This is a genomic window from Pseudomonas sp. TUM22785, assembly GCF_028198105.1.
Classification (GTDB): Bacteria; Pseudomonadota; Gammaproteobacteria; order Pseudomonadales; family Pseudomonadaceae; genus Metapseudomonas; species Metapseudomonas solani.
Map to the genome: position 1 here is coordinate 4,757,639 of NZ_CP116239.1, position 16,987 is coordinate 4,774,625.

11 protein-coding genes, 1 tRNA gene and 1 pseudogene are annotated in these 16,987 nt (G+C 52.8%); 6 read left to right on the top strand and 7 right to left on the bottom strand.

Translation table 11 applies throughout. The annotated features are described in order from the left end of the window. The first annotated feature begins 5 nt into the window (after positions 1-5). From PI990_RS21455 to PI990_RS21475, 5 genes are all read left to right on the top strand, one after another. Entirely contained in the window at positions 6-1,436 is a 1,431-nt protein-coding gene (locus tag PI990_RS21455; protein ID WP_271658421.1) for a hypothetical protein, read from the top strand. Positions 1,437-1,447: 11 nt separating this feature from the next. Beyond that, the gene (locus tag PI990_RS21460; protein WP_271658422.1) at positions 1,448-2,275 is read left to right on the top strand and encodes a hypothetical protein; all 828 of its coding nucleotides are present in this window, start codon (positions 1,448-1,450) and stop codon (positions 2,273-2,275) included. Positions 2,276-2,278: 3 nt separating this feature from the next. After that, positions 2,279-3,868 (top strand): hypothetical protein, encoded by a 1,590-nt coding sequence (locus PI990_RS21465; RefSeq protein WP_271658423.1) that lies wholly within the window; start codon positions 2,279-2,281, stop codon positions 3,866-3,868. Positions 3,869-3,877: 9 nt separating this feature from the next. Continuing rightward, the gene (locus PI990_RS21470; RefSeq protein ID WP_271658424.1) at positions 3,878-4,966 is read left to right on the top strand and encodes a hypothetical protein; all 1,089 of its coding nucleotides are present in this window, start codon (positions 3,878-3,880) and stop codon (positions 4,964-4,966) included. Between the two features lie 424 nt (positions 4,967-5,390). Next, the gene (locus PI990_RS21475) at positions 5,391-6,350 is read left to right on the top strand and encodes a hypothetical protein (protein ID WP_271658425.1); all 960 of its coding nucleotides are present in this window, start codon (positions 5,391-5,393) and stop codon (positions 6,348-6,350) included. Positions 6,351-6,613: 263 nt separating this feature from the next. Here PI990_RS21475 and PI990_RS21480 read toward each other — a convergent pair whose 3' ends face one another. From PI990_RS21480 to PI990_RS21495, 4 genes are all read right to left on the bottom strand, one after another. After that, complete coding sequence (locus PI990_RS21480) at positions 6,614-9,313, bottom strand: UvrD-helicase domain-containing protein (protein WP_271658426.1); 2,700 nt, start codon at positions 9,311-9,313, stop codon at positions 6,614-6,616. Positions 9,314-9,461: 148 nt separating this feature from the next. After that, positions 9,462-11,681: a DEAD/DEAH box helicase gene (locus tag PI990_RS21485; protein WP_271658427.1), complete on the bottom strand. Its 2,220-nt coding sequence runs from the start codon at positions 11,679-11,681 to the stop codon at positions 9,462-9,464. Continuing rightward, positions 11,656-12,951: an ATP-binding protein gene (locus tag PI990_RS21490; RefSeq protein ID WP_271658428.1), complete on the bottom strand. Its 1,296-nt coding sequence runs from the start codon at positions 12,949-12,951 to the stop codon at positions 11,656-11,658. Before PI990_RS21490 ends, PI990_RS21485 begins: the two co-directional genes overlap by 26 nt. After that, positions 12,948-15,434 (bottom strand): tellurite resistance TerB family protein, encoded by a 2,487-nt coding sequence (locus PI990_RS21495; RefSeq protein WP_271661336.1) that lies wholly within the window; start codon positions 15,432-15,434, stop codon positions 12,948-12,950. Before PI990_RS21495 ends, PI990_RS21490 begins: the two co-directional genes overlap by 4 nt. Positions 15,435-15,613: 179 nt before the next feature. On the opposite strand from PI990_RS21495, the pseudogene PI990_RS21500 reads away from it, so the two are divergent. Further along, positions 15,614-16,023 (top strand): annotated as a pseudogene (locus tag PI990_RS21500) (transposase); the annotation flags it as partial. Positions 16,024-16,186: 163 nt separating this feature from the next. On the opposite strand, the gene PI990_RS21505 reads toward PI990_RS21500, so the two are convergent. The 3 genes from PI990_RS21505 to ihfA form a co-directional block, all read right to left on the bottom strand. Beyond that, a tRNA-Pro gene (locus PI990_RS21505) sits at positions 16,187-16,263 on the bottom strand. 83 nt (positions 16,264-16,346) lie between these two features. Then, entirely contained in the window at positions 16,347-16,703 is a 357-nt protein-coding gene (locus PI990_RS21510) for a MerR family transcriptional regulator (RefSeq protein ID WP_031286878.1), read from the bottom strand. Then, the gene (gene ihfA, locus PI990_RS21515; protein ID WP_003282572.1) at positions 16,684-16,986 is read right to left on the bottom strand and encodes an integration host factor subunit alpha; all 303 of its coding nucleotides are present in this window, start codon (positions 16,984-16,986) and stop codon (positions 16,684-16,686) included. The genes PI990_RS21510 and ihfA overlap by 20 nt, the downstream gene beginning before the upstream one ends. Position 16,987 lies beyond the last annotated feature (1 nt).

Below are 16,987 nucleotides of genomic sequence, written 5' to 3' on the forward strand. Positions count from 1 at the left end.
CTGTAATGAAGGCAATTGGAAAACTGTTCTCGTGGTTGTTTGCCTCGCATCCGTCGACGGATGCGGACGACCATCCCGACCTTGTTCCGTTGGTCTTTGAAGACCTTAAAAAGGAGCTGGATGTAGAGATAGAAGCCAGAAAGCTTGGTCGAGCGGGGTTGCCTGAGGCCGATGCGACCGCGTTGTCTTTCCCCGAGAGGAAGATCATTCAACGGCTTGAGGCAGTTCGCGCTAACTATAGCAAGTGGGCATTGACCCGGATTAACAGCATCCACGAGCGACTCAACTCGTTTGATATCACCCAGTACGTGAATCGCGCCAAACAATATGCTGACGAATACGAACGCCTTGCCAATAAGGAGATTTCTGACGCCGAGGTAGAGCTAGGCCGACGCCGTAATGCGGCAGCGCGCCAGCAGGATGATCTGGATACATTCTGTAAGGAAAATAAACTGAGTCGTGAGGCCCATTATCCACAGGGACTCGCTAAAGCCAGCCTGATTTTGGTCGGTCTAGCACTCATTGCGATTGAAGGCTTTGTGAACGCCTTCTTCTTCGCCCAAGGATTAGATAGTGGCTTAGTCGGTGGTTTTTTTCAGGCCCTAATCTTGGCGACTATTAACTTTACAGTACCGGCATTCTTAGGCCGTTTGTGGCTTCCCAACGTCAATCACCATCATCTAGGACGTCGCCTGATTGGCTACCTCGGCTGGCTATTTGTGATTGCGTTCATGACAGTTTCGGCACTTGCCATCGCGCATTACCGAGAGGCTATGGGCCAAGCTGTAGATGAAAATATCAATGCTGCAGCGCTATCCCTGCAAACTCTGCAAGCAGCTCCATTTGGGCTAACAGAGATCTCATCCTGGCTGTTGTTCTGTATCAGCATTTTTTTTGCGCTGGTAGGGCTGGTCGATGGCTACAAGTTGGACGATCCCTACCCCGGATATGGTCGCCGACACCGCAAGACGCATGAGGCGATCAATGCATACCACGCTCTAGTTGATCAAGTGCGCGGGGAAATTTCCGGCCTTAAGGAAATGTTGCTGGAGTCTCTGGAGCATGATGTTGAGCGTGCCAAGGTTTGTGTGCTGGATTTCGGCAAGCTAGTGGAAGACAAAGCCTCGTGCGGGCATCGACTGAAATTGAACCTCAGCAAAGCCGAAAACATGCTGCAGGCGCTGATCGATGCTTTCCGCGATGAAAATAAAATGCATCGAAACGGAGTGCCTCGCCCTAGGTATTTCGATAGCCCGCCAGCGCTACAAAAAATAGAGCTCCCAATCTTTGACACCTCGACTGAGCTGGCCAAGCACAGAGAGCAAGAGTCCCTTCTGAATGGGCTGTTGGCTGACGTGGAGCAAGTACGGGGGTCTATCCAATCTGCCCATGAGAGCCGCTTTGACCAGCTCAAAGCTATCCATCAGCAGCTGTAGGAGTCGGGGATATGGCACATAAATCTCGGTATACCGCCAAGAACAAATACACCAAGAAAAGTAGTAATGCGGGTGACTGGATAAAGATTGTAGGGGCGGCCGGGGTTATCTTGGCGGCTCTAGGTATAGGGGGGTATTACCTCTACAACCAGCCCAAGGGCCCGGATAGAGTTACGCTGTGTCCGGCGGAGGGCCCTCTCGGGCATGTGGTGGTACTAGTTGATAACACCGACCCCTACTCCTTCATTCAGCGTGAAGCGTTCAGTCAGGCGCTGCGAGCACTCAGTGACGAGGTTGTTCCCGAAGGATATTTGTTGTCGGTGTTTTCGTTGGGCGAAAGCTTCGAGAACAATGCCAAGCCGCTCTTCGAGCGCTGCAACCCAGGCACCAGCGCAGGTAAGTCAGAGATGACTGCAAACCTGAAACGGATTGATCTACGTTATCACGAGTCCTTTAAAGCGCCCATTGAAAAACTAGAAGACTCCCTGCTGTCAGATACTCCGGCGCAATACTCACCCATATTTGAGATGATCCAGCTCGCCTCGATAAATGGTTTTAGAACGCAAAACGTACGAGGCCCCCGCAAACTGATTATTTTCTCGGACATGCTACCGAATACGCCTGAATACTCGATGTTCAAGGGCATTCCAGATTATAACGACTTCTCTAAAACGCCTTATGGCGAGCGCAGCAAGACGGATCTATCTGGGGTAAAAGTGGAAATCCATTACTTAATGAAATACCCGAAGTTACAGACAATGAAACAGTTGAATTTTTGGGAACTTTATTTTGAGGGTGCTGGCGCACGCTTAACCGGCGTTAACACGATGGAGGGCTAGATTATGACCGTCAAACTCGACATCAAAAAATTATTTATAACAGCAGTCAGCATTAAAACTGCCCTGGCGGCTCTTAGTGTTGCTCTTGGCAGCCCATATATTTGCGGTTTGATTTTGCCCTTGCTGGTAATGGTGCTTTATATTGGGCTTGGTATTTATAAGCGCGACGACAGTGTCTCCGACGAGAAGTTTGCAGACTCCTGCTACTATCTTGGCTTTATTTTTACTATTGCTTCGATCATTGCCTCGCTTTTTGATTTGCACAACATTGGATCAGGCTTGGGGGACGTAGCTGCTCGATTTGGCGCAGCAATGATTAGCACTTGTCTTGGTGTGATTGTTCGCGTGGTACTCGTGAGTTTCCGTCAAAACGCAGAGGACGCCTTAAAAAATGTTGAAGATAGCGTACTTACAGCTTCCCGGCGTTTGACGGATGAGTTTTCTCGCTCGTTTGACCAGCTAGTAGTTTTTCGTAGCGAAGCAGTCGAAGCGTCACGAATAGCCGTCGCTGGAGTGAAGGAGCAGATTGACTCGATGTCAGAGGCCCATCGCCAAGAGATCGAGACGTTCTTCAGTGCAATGACAGAACATAACAAAACCACAATTCTGGGTTTGATTCAGGATGTGCGAACTGCATCAATGGGACTAAACCGTATCTTGGAGCAGTACCAAGAGCGGGCATCCGAAACCAGCGAAGGAATTGATAAAACCCTGCAAAGCTTTATCACGACGCTGATAGAGCGCCTAACGGCTGTTGAGTTCCCGCCAGATATTTTTTCTAGCCGTTTGGAGGCACCAATTGCGCAGCTGAATGGGACTACGGCAGATGCTAGCAATAGCGTGAAACTAGTCTCTGAGCACGTTAAAAGCGCAGCAAAGAGCGTTTCCACAACTGTGGATAAAATTAATACCAAAGCCGAGTCTCTGAGTGAGGTGTTGTCGACGGCTCAAGCGTTGTCGGCGGAGCAGCAAGAGTTGCTGTTTGCCATTAAGCGCCAACAGCAGGCAGTAATCGATCAACTTCAAGCCTATCAAGAAGAAATGCTGAAGGGGTTTTCGGCGCAGCAGGAGTCTATGCTTGGTAAGTTGCACGAGCACGCGGATCTAATTGCGGACACCAATGGCGTGATGAGCAAATTGGTTGATCAGATCGGCGAAAATCGTGAAGTTGCCAAGGATTTCCATAAGGCATGGCTGGGTATGACACAGGTTGCTAGTGAAATGGCTGGAACCGTCAAAGACTCAATGGAAAAGCTTACACCCGCTATTGTCTCGATTGAGAAAATGACACAGCAATCAGTGCATGACTCTAGGTCTACCACCGCGTCGGTTGCGTCACTTGGTAGCTTAATGGTGCAGTTGCTTGAGCTAAATAAAACTCAGCTAGATCACGGTGCGTCAACCGCATATCAGCTTCAGGGGGTTGCTGAGTTAAATGAGCAAATACGGGTACTTAATGCAAATCTTCAGCATCTTATTCCGAGCGGAGACAAATACTCTGCCCTCGATGCTGTTGTAGAGAACTCTATTGCAGCCGCCTCACAGACTGTGACTCCGCTCAGCGAACCTTCTACTCCTTTATCGGCAAATTGAGTATGAAATATGGCCGATAAAAACGACCAGATTTTTCAACTATCATTGACTGAAATTGCTTTTATTTTGGTCTTTATTCTGATGTTTCTACTAGGCTCTATGGTTGCTTGGGGACATCAAGAAAACCAACGACTTTTAGAGCGACTAAGATCATATGTAGGAATAGAGCAAAAGCAGGCTGACCTAAAGAAAGCCGAGCAATTTCTTGAGGATAAGCTGGTTAGCAAAAATATCGATAACCCCCAAGAAGTGATTAAAAACCTAGTAGACTCTGTGCGAAGTCAAAACGAGATCATCAGATTAAAAAAGCAACTGGTTGACCAAGAGGCTAAGATCACCGCGCTGAGTGAATTACAGAAAGCTATTGATGAGGCAGCTAAGGGGCAAGGTGATGGGGCTTTGGTTCAGCAGCGGATTGAGCAAGCACTGGCCCTGACCAAGACGATCAAAGAGCAGCTCCAAGAAAAGCTCGAAAAGACAGATGAAAAAGCTCTATCTGAGGATCCAGACTACATTGCCAAGGCTGCAAAGCAGCAGCTTGCTGACAAGGCAAAAATCGATCAAACCTTTACTAATGACCCGTTGCTTGCAGCCTTAGCAGGTGACTCCCCTGGGCAGAAACTTGAAAGCCTTATCAAAGAGTATCGAGAAGTCGCTGTTCTTAAAAAGGAAGGGGCTGATCCCGTTATGGTTCGGAAAGAAAACACTGACTTGAAAGGCCAAATTCAGTTCTTGAAGAACAAGCTCGAAGCCAAAGGTGGGCTAGATTACCCACCTTGCTGGGCAGATGAGCAGGGAAAGATACAGTATCTTTTTAGTGTCGAGCTTCATGAGCACGAGTTGAATGTAGCACGGGCCTGGCCAGATACTCGGGAGGCTGATGCTCATGCGTTACCCAATATCCAGTCGGTGATGGCGGCAGCCTCATCTGATTACCCAAGATTCCTAGATGCAGTCAAACCCATTTCTGATTTGAGTCGAAAATTAAACTGTCGTCACTATGTACGCATTAAAAATCTGATTCCAGATGCGGTTACATCTGATCGTAGACGGCTTTCTATTGAAGATTATTTTTACAAAGTAGAAGTGCGTCGCTGACCAGATGTCATGACCTTAATGCCTAACGAAAGGTGCTGATGTCGGGCCGTTAAGCGCTGACCTTTGTTAATTTGGCTGAGTGCAGATTAGACATGGCCCTAGGGGGGAATATTTCTGGAGCCCCCCGCATGCATGCCGAACACAAAAACACACAAGATGAGGATTTAGGGCACGGCATCAGTAAATTAGAGGTCGTACTCTGCCTCCTCCAATCTCATCAAGCTAGCCTCACCCGGCCTCTGACCCCTTTAAATAGCCGCATTGGAAGTTGCGGTGATGTAAATTATGGGGCACATATAGATCTTCTATATTTTCCATAAACTACAAATAACACCTCCGAAGTTATAAGCATGTACTGGGCAGCATTTGCATCCGCACTTTCCCGATTGTATAGTTTGCTCATAGCCAACCCAAAAGGTCGCACGTGACTAAATTCGCAAACATTCAAACGCTCATCGAGTTTGCTGAGCACGACGCTATCACCAACAACAATCGCAGATTCTCTAGCCTCAGCTATTTCTATCTGCAATTTCAATCGCAGATTCGGACAATTGTTGCCGAGACAGCCTCCTTCAAAACTCTGCCGGTCGCTTTTTCATCCCAGACCCAGCTTCTAGGCTGGGCAGCGAACAACCATTTCGACGTCCAGAATGTCGGCGCCGGGATTTCTAGAGACGAAGCACTACGGCTAGTTGGCAGCAACAGCTCCCCTCAGATCTACTATGGCCAAGTTTTCATTTGGGTAAGGGCCAGTTCGAACAACTACCGGCTGGCATTCCTAGCTGAGCTTGACAGGACGCGTATTGATAAAACAGCCAAAACTGCCCAGAGAAACCACGGATATGCAGCAGAGTATTGCGACGGCATCATCAAGGCACTTAAAGAAAAAATAATTCGAAAGTACGTCTCCGACGCGAGAAGATCGCAATTGATTAGCGGCTTCGAGTCATTGAAAAACGACTTTCTTAAAGCATCTCAGTGCCCAACCCTTGCGGTTAATGACCGTTTAAAGCTTGATCTTCTAGATCGCGTAGTTGACGCTGATCATGTGGTTAACCGCAAATCACTGACTGAGCTACCTGATGCATGGGTAATGCTTGCCCCGGTCAACTCAACAACAAATCGAAAATTCGGCTGGATGATCGAGCGCTATATCAACAAGGCGGACAAATCGACTATCAGCATTCAACTTGATCCAATCATGGCTTTCAAGCTCCATGCTGCAACTCTACCCCAATGTCCCTTCGAACTGCAGGCGGCACTTGATACCCACCGGAAACTCTATATCCCAAATGATGGATCCCCGATTAGGCAGGAATTTGCAGATGCAGAGTTAGTCATAACAGAGGTTGTCGCCGGAAAAAGAAAGGCAATAACCCGGTAATTACAGAAGGGCCAGCGTTGCAGGCCCTTTTCATTGGCATCTGAAGAGCACCGAGATTAGCTCAGCCTGCTTGAGACGTAGAAGCTCTCCAATTTGCAGTCCACAACCTTTCGCCATCACAGTAGAAAACCGCACGAGGGCCTTTAACCACCATCTGTGCGACCGACCACGTCTGGGAGTGCCTATTTGACGCAGCAGCAATCAGCAACTGCTATTTGACGACTCAAGATCTCTAGGAAATCTGGGGCAATTCAGGTGAAGCCTCAATTATCTGCGCGATAGACCCGCCAATACTCCCTTGCTGCATCAATCAGCTTGCTCGCTTTTACCCGTCCCTCCCCCCCCTTGCCGCTTACCTCGACGAACCAATAGCAGTACGTGATGGCACGTGTGACAGCGACGTATGCCGTGCGCAGTGCCTCTTCGTCCTGAGCCGAATCATAAGGTCGAGCATCTCCCTGTGCCCCCATGCGCGCCTGCCGCAAAATGTCATTCTTGTAAGGTGAACTCGTTTTGGTCTCGCAGTCGCCCAGCAAGAAAACGGCTTTGGCCTGCAGTCCCTTTGAGGCGTGATACGTCAGGAACATCAGGTCTTTCTCACGATCCTCTTCCTTTGACCGCGCAATCAAATCAGCGGTAGCGGCCTGCAGAGCTTTCCGATATTTCCTGGTTCTATAAAGGATCAGAATGCTATCTCCCTGCTCATAATGCTTTCGCACCAAGTCAGCTAGGACCTCAGGTGTTACAGGAGGACAGCTCAGCACCGTGCCATTTGCCGACTGTTGCGGCCCCTCGATCAAGCCACCTGCCTCTATCTGGTGCTTATTCAGATCGTTACCCTGAGCGATAGCACATCCGCGACCCGATGAGTTTTGCGTTCCTTTGACATTCCCTTTCCAATCCTCAGGATCGAAGGGGAAGACGCAGACGGGCTCGCGATGCCGAGTGACTTTTTCGTTAGCTGCGATTCCGCTTTTATTCTCGAAAAGAGCGGTTTTGGCGACCAGCGATTCAGCAGCATCGATGATCCATTGGTGGGAGCGGTAGTTCTCATTCATGATGACGCGAGTTGAATTCAGCGCCGTGAAATGTTTGTCGAAGTCGACAAAGAACTCTGGAGAGCTCCCCCTCCAACCGTAGATGCTTTGCCAATCGTCTCCAACCGCAATCAGGGATGGGTGTGATGGAACCCCACGCGTCTCAGGTTGCAGTTCTCGCCGGCCAATTTCAGCGAAGGTCGCTTTTACCCATGACATAGTGTTCGCACCGACGTCTTGAAACTCGTCGATCAGAAGGGTTGTCATGGGCCGTAGGACACCGTCAGGCACATACTGAAAGCTATCCTGATTCTGCTCGTTGAACAGAGCGAACATGGTATTGAATGTCATAATCGGCGGGCTCGTATCCTTCAGCTGCTGATTGAAGCGACGCCAAAAGATCCCAAGGGCCTCGAAGAAAATTTTGTCCAGATCTCGTTGGGGGAGCTGCATATTTTTAACGGCATGCTCAACATCCAGCCCAAGGTTCTCAATGAACGAAGCCGCAGAGTAAAAGGCTTCAAGTATGTGGCTAGCGGATAACTCCCCCTTCACTTTGTAATCGAATACAGGGCAGGAGGTCATAGAGCCTTTGAGCTCTTCAATCGACTTACTTGCTTCGTGGTAGCTGTTCAGTAAGAGAACTGGCCGCGTGGAGTGGACTTGGAAGAGCAGCTGCTTTTTGGCCAGATCCTGCTGTAGCCAAGATTTGCGATTTTCGATCGCGAGGTCTTTCGGCTCACTCTCATCTAACCCGAGCAAGACGTAGGCGTCCAAGGCCTCAATGTATCCGTCAGCTCGAAGCTTCTGGCCGCCTAGCTGGATTAACTTCCCGGCGGGATCAATCCCATCTATCGGCCATTTCCCAGCAGCGCTCCAAAGCTCGGCCATCTTGACGCACAGTGCATCATCAAAGTATGCCTGACGACCTGATTTGGCCAGTTGTGCAGCCACCTCGAGGGCCGTGGAGTCTAAGGGGCGGAGGGAAATGCTACGAATGTACAGGTTTAGGATCAACTTCTTGAAAACTGAATTTTCCCTGTAAAGATCCGAGTAAACTTGGCGTAGCAAACCGATCTGCCGCAGATTCAGTTTTAGCTGAATAACAGGCGTGTCTGGCTCTTCGAGATCCTCATCAAGATCATCCTCGCCCCCCCAATTATCTCTAATTACCGGCACCCCAGCCTCGTGTGACTCAGACGCGGATAACTCCTCAACAGCCAGCTCTTGGTGTTTGTTGTCTGTCTCTACCCGGTCTTTCAAAAACTCGAAAGGCTGGACACCTGTCAGCCCAGGAAGGCATCGGGCGAATGAAAGTATTCGAGAGTGAAACGTTCGAACGATCCGTTCCGACTGCTTCACCGAAACATCATGGCCCCAAAGCAAGAAAACCTTGCGAAGCTTCTCGGCAAAATCACGTTTCGACTCCCTTGTGAAAGTCACCACGGTAATGCTCGAAAACTGAATCCCAAGGTAGTGCCTGAGAACGACTAGGCGAAGCACCATAGTTGTCGACTTACCACTACCGGCACCTGCGATCACGGAGGTAGTGGGAGTACGAGACAGGATAAGCTTCCACTGATCTTCAGATGGCTGCTCCTCCTTTGGTATGCGCGATGCAACATCGGCCTTGATTAAGGCTTCCATCTGAGCAGTGATCTCAAGGCGAGTATCGCTAAAGAGAGTACTTGATGGCGCAGCACTGGCAGCGTTAGTTTTTTGGGCAACCTCGATTTTGGCGCGCAGTCGAGCCTCCCTGAGACCCGCGTCATATCCGAGCGAGTAACCCCTTAGTAATGCGGAAACCTGCTCAAATCCAACGACTCCTAAAAGCCACTCAGTTGCTTTTGCTACAGGATGACGATGCTCCCTTACGGGGGTGCTGCTCGCTCCCGTGGGTTTTCCGTTGCGCTCAAACGAACTCAAAGCTTCCTACTTCCTAAATCGATGCTCTAAATTTCACGTGGAAACGCTCGATATGGACGCTTTTAAGGCTGCGAACAAGCAGCGCTGTCGCACATCGAATTTTTCAACAGAATCGCCGAAAGCAGACTTCACGTGAATAAGTTAAACGTCAAACCGTCACCGTGGACTGGCTCACCAGCCCCAACGCCAATGCCTTTGCTCCCCCCAAGTCCAGCTGCATCGTTGCATATGACTGCATGAGTAACGCTGGAGGAAGCACCCAATCCCATTTCTCTTGAACCATGTTCTGTACATCCGCCAGAACACTGGATTCATCAATACCATCCCACTCGGCAATCTCGCGCAGCTTGTTTTCAAGCGACGTCCGATCACCATCAACCTCAATGACCAACCCACTGTTCTCACTGGCTAGCCCGGTGTACGTCAGCAAGATAGCCAGGGCATCGTTCGTCCAATCGCCTTGCCAGGTGAAAAGGTAAGTCTTGCCTCCGCTTTCGGTCATGCTCGAATGTGCCAGCCCAAGGTCCGAGAAGGCGCTACGTGCCTGGGCCAGTAGTTCCTGTGCCGTAGCATCGAGATAGGGGTAGACGTCCGTCTCCAACAAGACGGCCTTCATCTCTTGCCGAACCCGATCATGTACACGGGCTCCAAGCCCGTCGAAGGATGGCGGAGCACCACCTGGATCGGATCTCACGACGATGACCTTGGCATCAGTGTCCACATTCGTGACCCGCCAGCGCCGTCCTGCAAAGATGATGCGCTGATCAACGGTTAGTGGCCTGGAGACGGGCAATGCTCCAAGTGGTTTGCCATCGCATACCAGGCGGAACTCTTCATTGCTGACAAATGCACTGTAGAAGTCGTAGTGGTTGATCATGCGTTCCCCCACCACGCCGGGCAGCAGGAGCCCTGATGTTTCCTGGGTTATCAAATCGCGCTCACCGAGGGCACGAAGCAAACTGAGGAAGCTGCCCTGCTCCACCCCTGCGAACGGACCACTTCGTATCAAGGTGCTCCAAAGCTCCGCAGCTGTTGCGCCCCCTCGTTGAGCTATCACTGAGAGACACTGCTGCACTAAGGTCGATAAATGAAGGCCCTGAACGCGTGGGGGCTCGAACCAGCCCTGCATCAACAACCTGATCATGGCAATGCTTTGCACCAAGCCCTGGCGGAGTCGATCCGACAATGGCGAGCCATCGTCTAGCTGACGCTCCTTGCAGTAACTTCGGAGAATAGCTGCTTCTCCCGGGCGACGTCCGGATCGACCCAAGCGCTGACGCAAACTGGCTACCGATGGCGGCGCCCCGATCTGCACCACCGTCTTGATGCTGCCGATATCGACCCCAAGCTCCAACGTCGTAGTGCAAACTGCAGTGGCAGGCCGGTCACCGGCTTTCAGCGCTTTCTCGGTTTCCTCTCGAATGTCCTTCGCCAAGCTGCCGTGATGCGGCCAGAACTCGTTCGGTACACCATCCTGCTCGCAACGGCGCCGCAGATTGTCAGCGAACCACTCCACCTGAGTTCGACTGTTGGGGAAGATCAGGTTGTTGCTGCCCCGTAGTACCTGAAAGAGGTGCTCTGCGATGGCATGGTCCGGAGAAAAAACCTCATCATCTTCAGGCTGTATCGGGAGCGCCTGCTTGGACTCCACATACCCTCTGATCTGAACCTTAAGTATCTGGCCACTCCCCTTAGACTCGATCACCGACACATGATGAGGGGCATTGGGACGCAAAAAGGCAGCGGCCAGCATCATGTCGCCCAGCGTGGCGGAAAGACCAACCCTGGGCAGGGGGCGGTCAATGATTGTTTCCACTCGATGCATGAGTGACTGTAGCTGCTTGCCTCGCTCACTACCGATAAAGGCATGGAGCTCATCCACCACCAGGTACCGTAGGTTGGCAAACAATCCCGCTAGACTGGTCCCCCTGTTGACGAAAAGAGCTTCGAGCGACTCCGGCGTGATCAGCAGAATGCCTTCCGGGGACTTGAGGAAGCGATGTTTGCGGCTCGCTGAGATATCCCCATGCCAAGCAATGACTGGAAGTTCAAGCTCATCGCAAAGTCTCGCCAAACGATCCCACTGGTCATTGATGAGAGCCTTTAGTGGGCTTATGTAAAGCACCGCCCCAGGCCTTTCCGTGTCCTGCAGGAGATTGGTAAGGATGGGTAGAAACGCGGCTTCGGTTTTCCCTGCAGCTGTAGCCGCCGCGATGATGACATCCTGATCCGCGCCCAAAAGCGCAGGGATAGCGCGCTCCTGGGCATCGCGTAGGGAGGTCCAGCCTTCAGACCATATCCAGCGTTGGATTCGCGGCTCAAGGAGTGCGAACCCAGCCGACTCAGAGCTGGAAGGTGGCAAGCTCATCGTCCGCATCTACCTGGGTATCAGTCTCACCACCTCGATCCGGTGCAATCTCTACGGCCCCCAGCAGGGTTCGCCAATCAGCGCCCGGATTCTGCTCCAGCACCGCTAGCAGGTTGATGAATGCGGTGATGGTCGTCCGCGGGGTCCGGAAGTAGGCCTCGCCCATCCGCTGGTTGCAGTGGGCCATAAACAGCGGCAATGCTTCGTCGGGTAACAAATAGCGCTCGCTCACGCCTGCCGCATATACATGACGCAGCTTCTGCAGCAGCACGTAGAAATCCTCAGGAGTCAGACTGGTGAGGCGTATGACAGGGCCGGACAGATCTACTAACCCGGACTTGGCGAAATTGTTTTCCGCCAAACGCGACTGCAGAGCCGGATAGCTGTAGAGGCCGCGGCGAGTATCCATGAGAAACTCGGGGGTACCACCCAACACAAAACCAAGCCCCTCAGCGGAACCCTGCAGGGAGTCATTGAGGATACGCAAAATCTGCTCGTAGTTAGCGTTGCGGGCTTGGGTGTTGGAGAGCTTGTACAGGTTCACCAGCTCATCGAGACATACCATCAATCCGCTAAAGCCGGCCAACCGAACGAATCGCGCGAGCAACTTGAGCTGATCGTAGACCGACGCATCGTCGACGATGGTTCGCACACCCAGTGCGGTGCGGGCATCTGTCCTAGTAGTGAACTCGCCACGCAACCAGCGGATAGCATCCGCCTTGAGCTGCTCGTTGCCCTCTTCGAAGCCTTTGCAATAAGCCGCGATTACATCAGCAAAGTCATAGCCGTTGACCATCTCTGTCAGTTGCTCGAGATGCTCACGAATCACAGCCTCACTGTCTTTGCCGGACGCTTTGGCTTCCGTTTTGGTCTGTGCAATGAACTTCTCGACTATTCCTTGCAGAGCGCCGCCATCAGGCTTAGTCCGGGTGGACATATTCTTGGCCAATTCGGCATACAGCGAGCGAGCCTGGCCGCCAGTAGCATGGAGACGACGATCCGGGTTCAGATCCGCATGCATGGTGACGAGCTTGCGCTCCATCGCAATAGAGCGAACCAGGTTGAGGAAGAACGTCTTGCCTGCGCCATATTCACCGATCACTACGCGGAACGCGGAACCACTTTCCGCGAGGCGCTCCACATCACGGATGAGCGCCTCCAGCTCACCGACACGCCCCACCTGAATCAAGTGCTGGCCGGCACGGGGAACGACGCCGGCGCGCAGGGACTGGATGACCGCATCGCGGTCCTTGGCTCTGATGCTGCTCATAGCGGTAGTTTGTCCATGATTTCAGGGTTGATTTCGAAGGGGTCTTCCCCCTCGGTGACTGGCATATCGAAATGCTCGAAGGCCATGTCGTTGATCTGCTCCAATGCTCCATCGAGCATGAGCTCCATATCGCTTGCAACCGCCTCCAACTCGTCGCGAGCCCACTCGGTACGGGATACGAGTACACGCAGGAAGGCTGAGTGATCGGCGTCCAATCCACAGATGGAGGAAGTATCCTCGACGGTCTCTTCGACAACGACCTCATCCGACTCAACAGACTTGTCATCAACGAAAACCTGAGCCAGCAGCGCGGATACCTGCTCCGTTTCACGCTGCAACTGAGCGATGCGCTCTTGGTCCAGAACAAATCCACCAACGGGCTTGGACGGAGTTGCTCCGGGTATGGAAGGCGTTGTCTGCGATGAGCCAACGGGGCTACCACTGGCGGCCACATGAAGGTCGCTGTATAGCGATTGCGGATCCAGCTGCAGGGTCTTGTAGACGCGCTCCAGCAACTTCACCTCTGCGGGGCTAACCTCGCCGTCGACCTGCGCCAAGTGAGCGAGAAAAGCCGCCACAACCCTCTTCGCCGGCTCGGCCAGGGGCTCCAGTTTCTTCTTCAGACTTTGCAGGGTTGGCGGCTGGTTAAGCTGCAGACGCAGGTGCGCCTTCAGGCGTTTCCGATGAGCACCGCTCAGGTGACTCCAAGAGTCGATATGCTGGGATAGCAGCATAATTTCCTGCGGCGACGTGTCACCATCGGCCGCCGCCACAGCACAGGCAAGTTCCAACGTAACAGAGGCTGCGCTATACGCCGGCGAAGACCGCAGATCACCATCTTCAGCCTGGGTCGCAAAGAGCGCCACATTATCCTCTGCCTTGGGTGTTCGACTGCCTGCCAGAACATCCGGCTCGATACCGATGTGCAATGATTCCAGCGCGCGGGCGAGCGTCAGAACCTTGTCTCGCGACAGGCTACCTGCACTCTGCAGTCGCCCTGCCAGCTCACCGAAGCTCATGACCACCATACCGTCGCCGATGCGTTGCTTCAGTTCGTCGAGCGCTGTTCGAGCTGCTGGCGGCCACAGGTTTACAGGCAGCTGTAACAGCCCTTCTAGCGCATCAGGATTGCTGGGGTTGCGACCGAGATAACGACTGTAGGGCTCCAACTGCACCGTGCATTCGTCAACCAACTGCTGCAGCTTCTTTCGAGCTGCACTGGTCGCAGTGACATCAGGAAGACCGGATAAACCATCCAGCTCTTGGGGTGGTAGCCCCGCAGAAGCGGTGTTGTATTGAAGTCTCAGACGGGTCTTGTTCTGAGGGAGCACCATACCGGCGCCATAACGTTCCTCGTAGCGCGTGCAGAACAACTGAGCGAACGCTTCTTTACAGCGGGTTACAGGTGTCCGCTTCCCGATGCTGTGATCAGACAGCACCCAGGCCAACGCCCAGTCAGCCGGCATTGGCTGCTTGTCAGCAGCCAACTGGCCCAGGCCAATCCGTAGCTCTATGGGCATTTCATAGCCATAAGACAACGGCATCGGCGGCGCCTTTTGATAACGGCGGGCAAGCACTTGACCTTGACGGAGGAAGTCTACGAAGCGACTGGCATAGGTATTGAACGAATGGTTCTCGTCGTAGATCGAAAGCAGTCTTTCGACCTCGGCAATAATGCTAGGTATCTCGGCGGCGGCAGCCTGATTCGTCTTCGCATCGACGAATACCCTGCGTTCCAGTCCATAGAAGAACAGGAACACGTAGCCAATGTTGGCATGCGGAGCCTTCCGACCACTGGATAGCCATTGCAGGTATGCGCGCCGAGCCTCAGGGGTGATGTTGTCGTAACTGGGCCAGTAGGAAGTGAGACGCTCAGCAATATCAACGATGCCCCGTGCGACCTTCAGCTTCGGGTTGATCAGTGAGGGTTCCGAAGATCCATAGCGGCTGTTTCGATCTTCACCGACATAGATCAAGCCGCCAGAGATCTTCTCGCCAGCAACCTCAATGGGTTCGCCAGCGGAAAGCCAGCGCACCTTGGCACCAGCCAGGTCCGCCGGCGCACTCGGAATTCGGTGGGAAGGCCGCTCAGCGACCTCCAGTGTTACGGTAAAGAAACCAGAGCTGTCCCGCTTTGCCGAAACCTGCTGGGGCGAGGCCGAGACCTGAGCCGATACAGACGGCTCACCTAGAGGAAAAACCTCGTCCAAAGAGAACGTCAGACCCGTGTTCGTGGGGGCATCAGAGGAGCTTGAACGAGCGACCTCTCGACGGAGCGGCTGCTTAGTCGGTGGCGAAGATACGGCTGGTGGTTTGCTGAAAGCCTTGATGATCAGCCACCCACCCATACCAATAATGGCTACTCCTCCCAAGACAACCCACACACCCTTGGGAATGGAAGCAAGCAGCCCGATCACTATGGCGCCCAGAACCATCACTCCAGATAAACCGGACTTGCTGCTGCGCCTACGCTTCCTTGCCATCACCTCGACTCCCTCTAAAGCCATGCTGGCCGTTTGGCAGTATCGGTAATTCGAATGCATCAGCCAATACCCAAGTGATAGGTGCCTGTCACCAGCGTCAACTTCCGGCCCAGGCTGTGTAAAAGCGCTGGCATCGACATTGCTGTGGTTTGATGGGTTTAAATCAGTGGGGGATGCCGATGAAGCGTTTTATCCAGGGAAAGCATCAAGGCCAAAGCGCGCTGCTTCCCGAGAGCCTGGATGACTACGTGGCGGACACCAACCCGGGGCGAGAGGTTGATGTTTTCGTCGATGGACTCGACCTTGCCCAACTGGGCTTCGAGGGTGTTGTCCTAGCTGAAACTAGTCAGCCGCCTACCATCCTCCCGACCGGCTGAAGATCTACATCTACGGCTACTCCAATCGCATCCAATCCAGTCGCCACCTTGAGCGAGAGGCTCAGCGCAACATCGAGCTGATACGGCTGACTTGGTGTTTGATGCCGGACTTCAAGACCAACGCCAACTTCCGCAAGGACAACGGCAAGGCCATACGCGGCGTTTGTCGGCAGTTCGTGGGGCTGTGTCAGCAACTCTTTCTGTTCGCCGACTTCATCTCCTGCAGCAGCAGATGAGCTAACGCCTCTATCCCCTTTCCGCCATGCCATTTTCAGCGGTGGGGTAAAAAGTGGGGCAAAATTCAGAGATATTCAAAAACCATCGACCATAAAAAAATCCAGCCACCGTTAAGTGACTGGATTTTCTAGGGTTTTTTGGTCGGGACGGAGTGATTCGAACACTCGACCCCTTGCACCCCATGCAAGTGCGCTACCAGGCTGCGCTACGCCCCGACTTTGTTGCTTGCCCCGCTTTGCGGAACGGAGCGAACTATACTTTAAGCGTTTGAATTGTGGAAGGTTTTTTTCAGGTTTTTTTACTTACGCAGAACCATGAGGACGTCTTCAAGCTCGGCGATGGTCTGCCGGATGAGCTGCTTGTATTGGGTGGTGTCGTCCTTCGCTTCGTCACCGGAGAGACGCTGGCGCGCCCCGCCGATGGTAAAGCCCTGGTCGTATAGCAGCGCCCGGATCTGCCGAATCATCAGCACATCCTGGCGCTGGTAGTAGCGCCGGTTGCCGCGCCGCTTTACCGGGTTGAGCTGGGGAAATTCCTGCTCCCAGTAACGCAGCACGTGGGGCTTGACTGCGCAGAGCTCGCTGACCTCGCCAATAGTGAAGTAACGCTTGCCGGGGATTGTCGGCAATTCGTCGTTATGACTTGGTTCCAGCATAAGCTTCGACTCTGGCTTTCAGTTTCTGCCCCGGACGGAACGTCACGACACGGCGAGCCGTGATCGGGATTTCCTCTCCTGTCTTCGGGTTCCGCCCCGGACGCTGACGCTTATCCCGCAGATCGAAGTTGCCGAAACCCGACAACTTGACCTGTTCGTTATGCTCCAGCGCCTGACGGATTTCCTCGAAAAACAGCTCCACCAGTTCCTTGGCTTCCCGTTTATTCAGGCCAAGCTCTTCGTACAGACGTTCAGCCATCTCAGCTTTCGTCAGAGCCCCCATA

Excerpts from the sequence above, each read along its gene's own strand:
- PI990_RS21470 (WP_271658424.1), top strand. The coding sequence starts at position 3,878 with ATGGCCGATAAAAACGACCAGATTTTTCAACTATCATTGACTGAAATT.
- PI990_RS21510 (WP_031286878.1), bottom strand. The coding sequence starts at position 16,703 with ATGCTGGAACCAAGTCATAACGACGAATTGCCGACAATCCCCGGCAAG.
- PI990_RS21495 (WP_271661336.1), bottom strand. The coding sequence starts at position 15,434 with ATGGCAAGGAAGCGTAGGCGCAGCAGCAAGTCCGGTTTATCTGGAGTG.
- PI990_RS21460 (WP_271658422.1), top strand. The coding sequence starts at position 1,448 with ATGGCACATAAATCTCGGTATACCGCCAAGAACAAATACACCAAGAAA.
- ihfA (WP_003282572.1), bottom strand. The coding sequence starts at position 16,986 with ATGGGGGCTCTGACGAAAGCTGAGATGGCTGAACGTCTGTACGAAGAG.
- PI990_RS21465 (WP_271658423.1), top strand. The coding sequence starts at position 2,279 with ATGACCGTCAAACTCGACATCAAAAAATTATTTATAACAGCAGTCAGC.
- PI990_RS21455 (WP_271658421.1), top strand. The coding sequence starts at position 6 with ATGAAGGCAATTGGAAAACTGTTCTCGTGGTTGTTTGCCTCGCATCCG.
- PI990_RS21490 (WP_271658428.1), bottom strand. The coding sequence starts at position 12,951 with ATGAGCAGCATCAGAGCCAAGGACCGCGATGCGGTCATCCAGTCCCTG.
- PI990_RS21485 (WP_271658427.1), bottom strand. The coding sequence starts at position 11,681 with ATGAGCTTGCCACCTTCCAGCTCTGAGTCGGCTGGGTTCGCACTCCTT.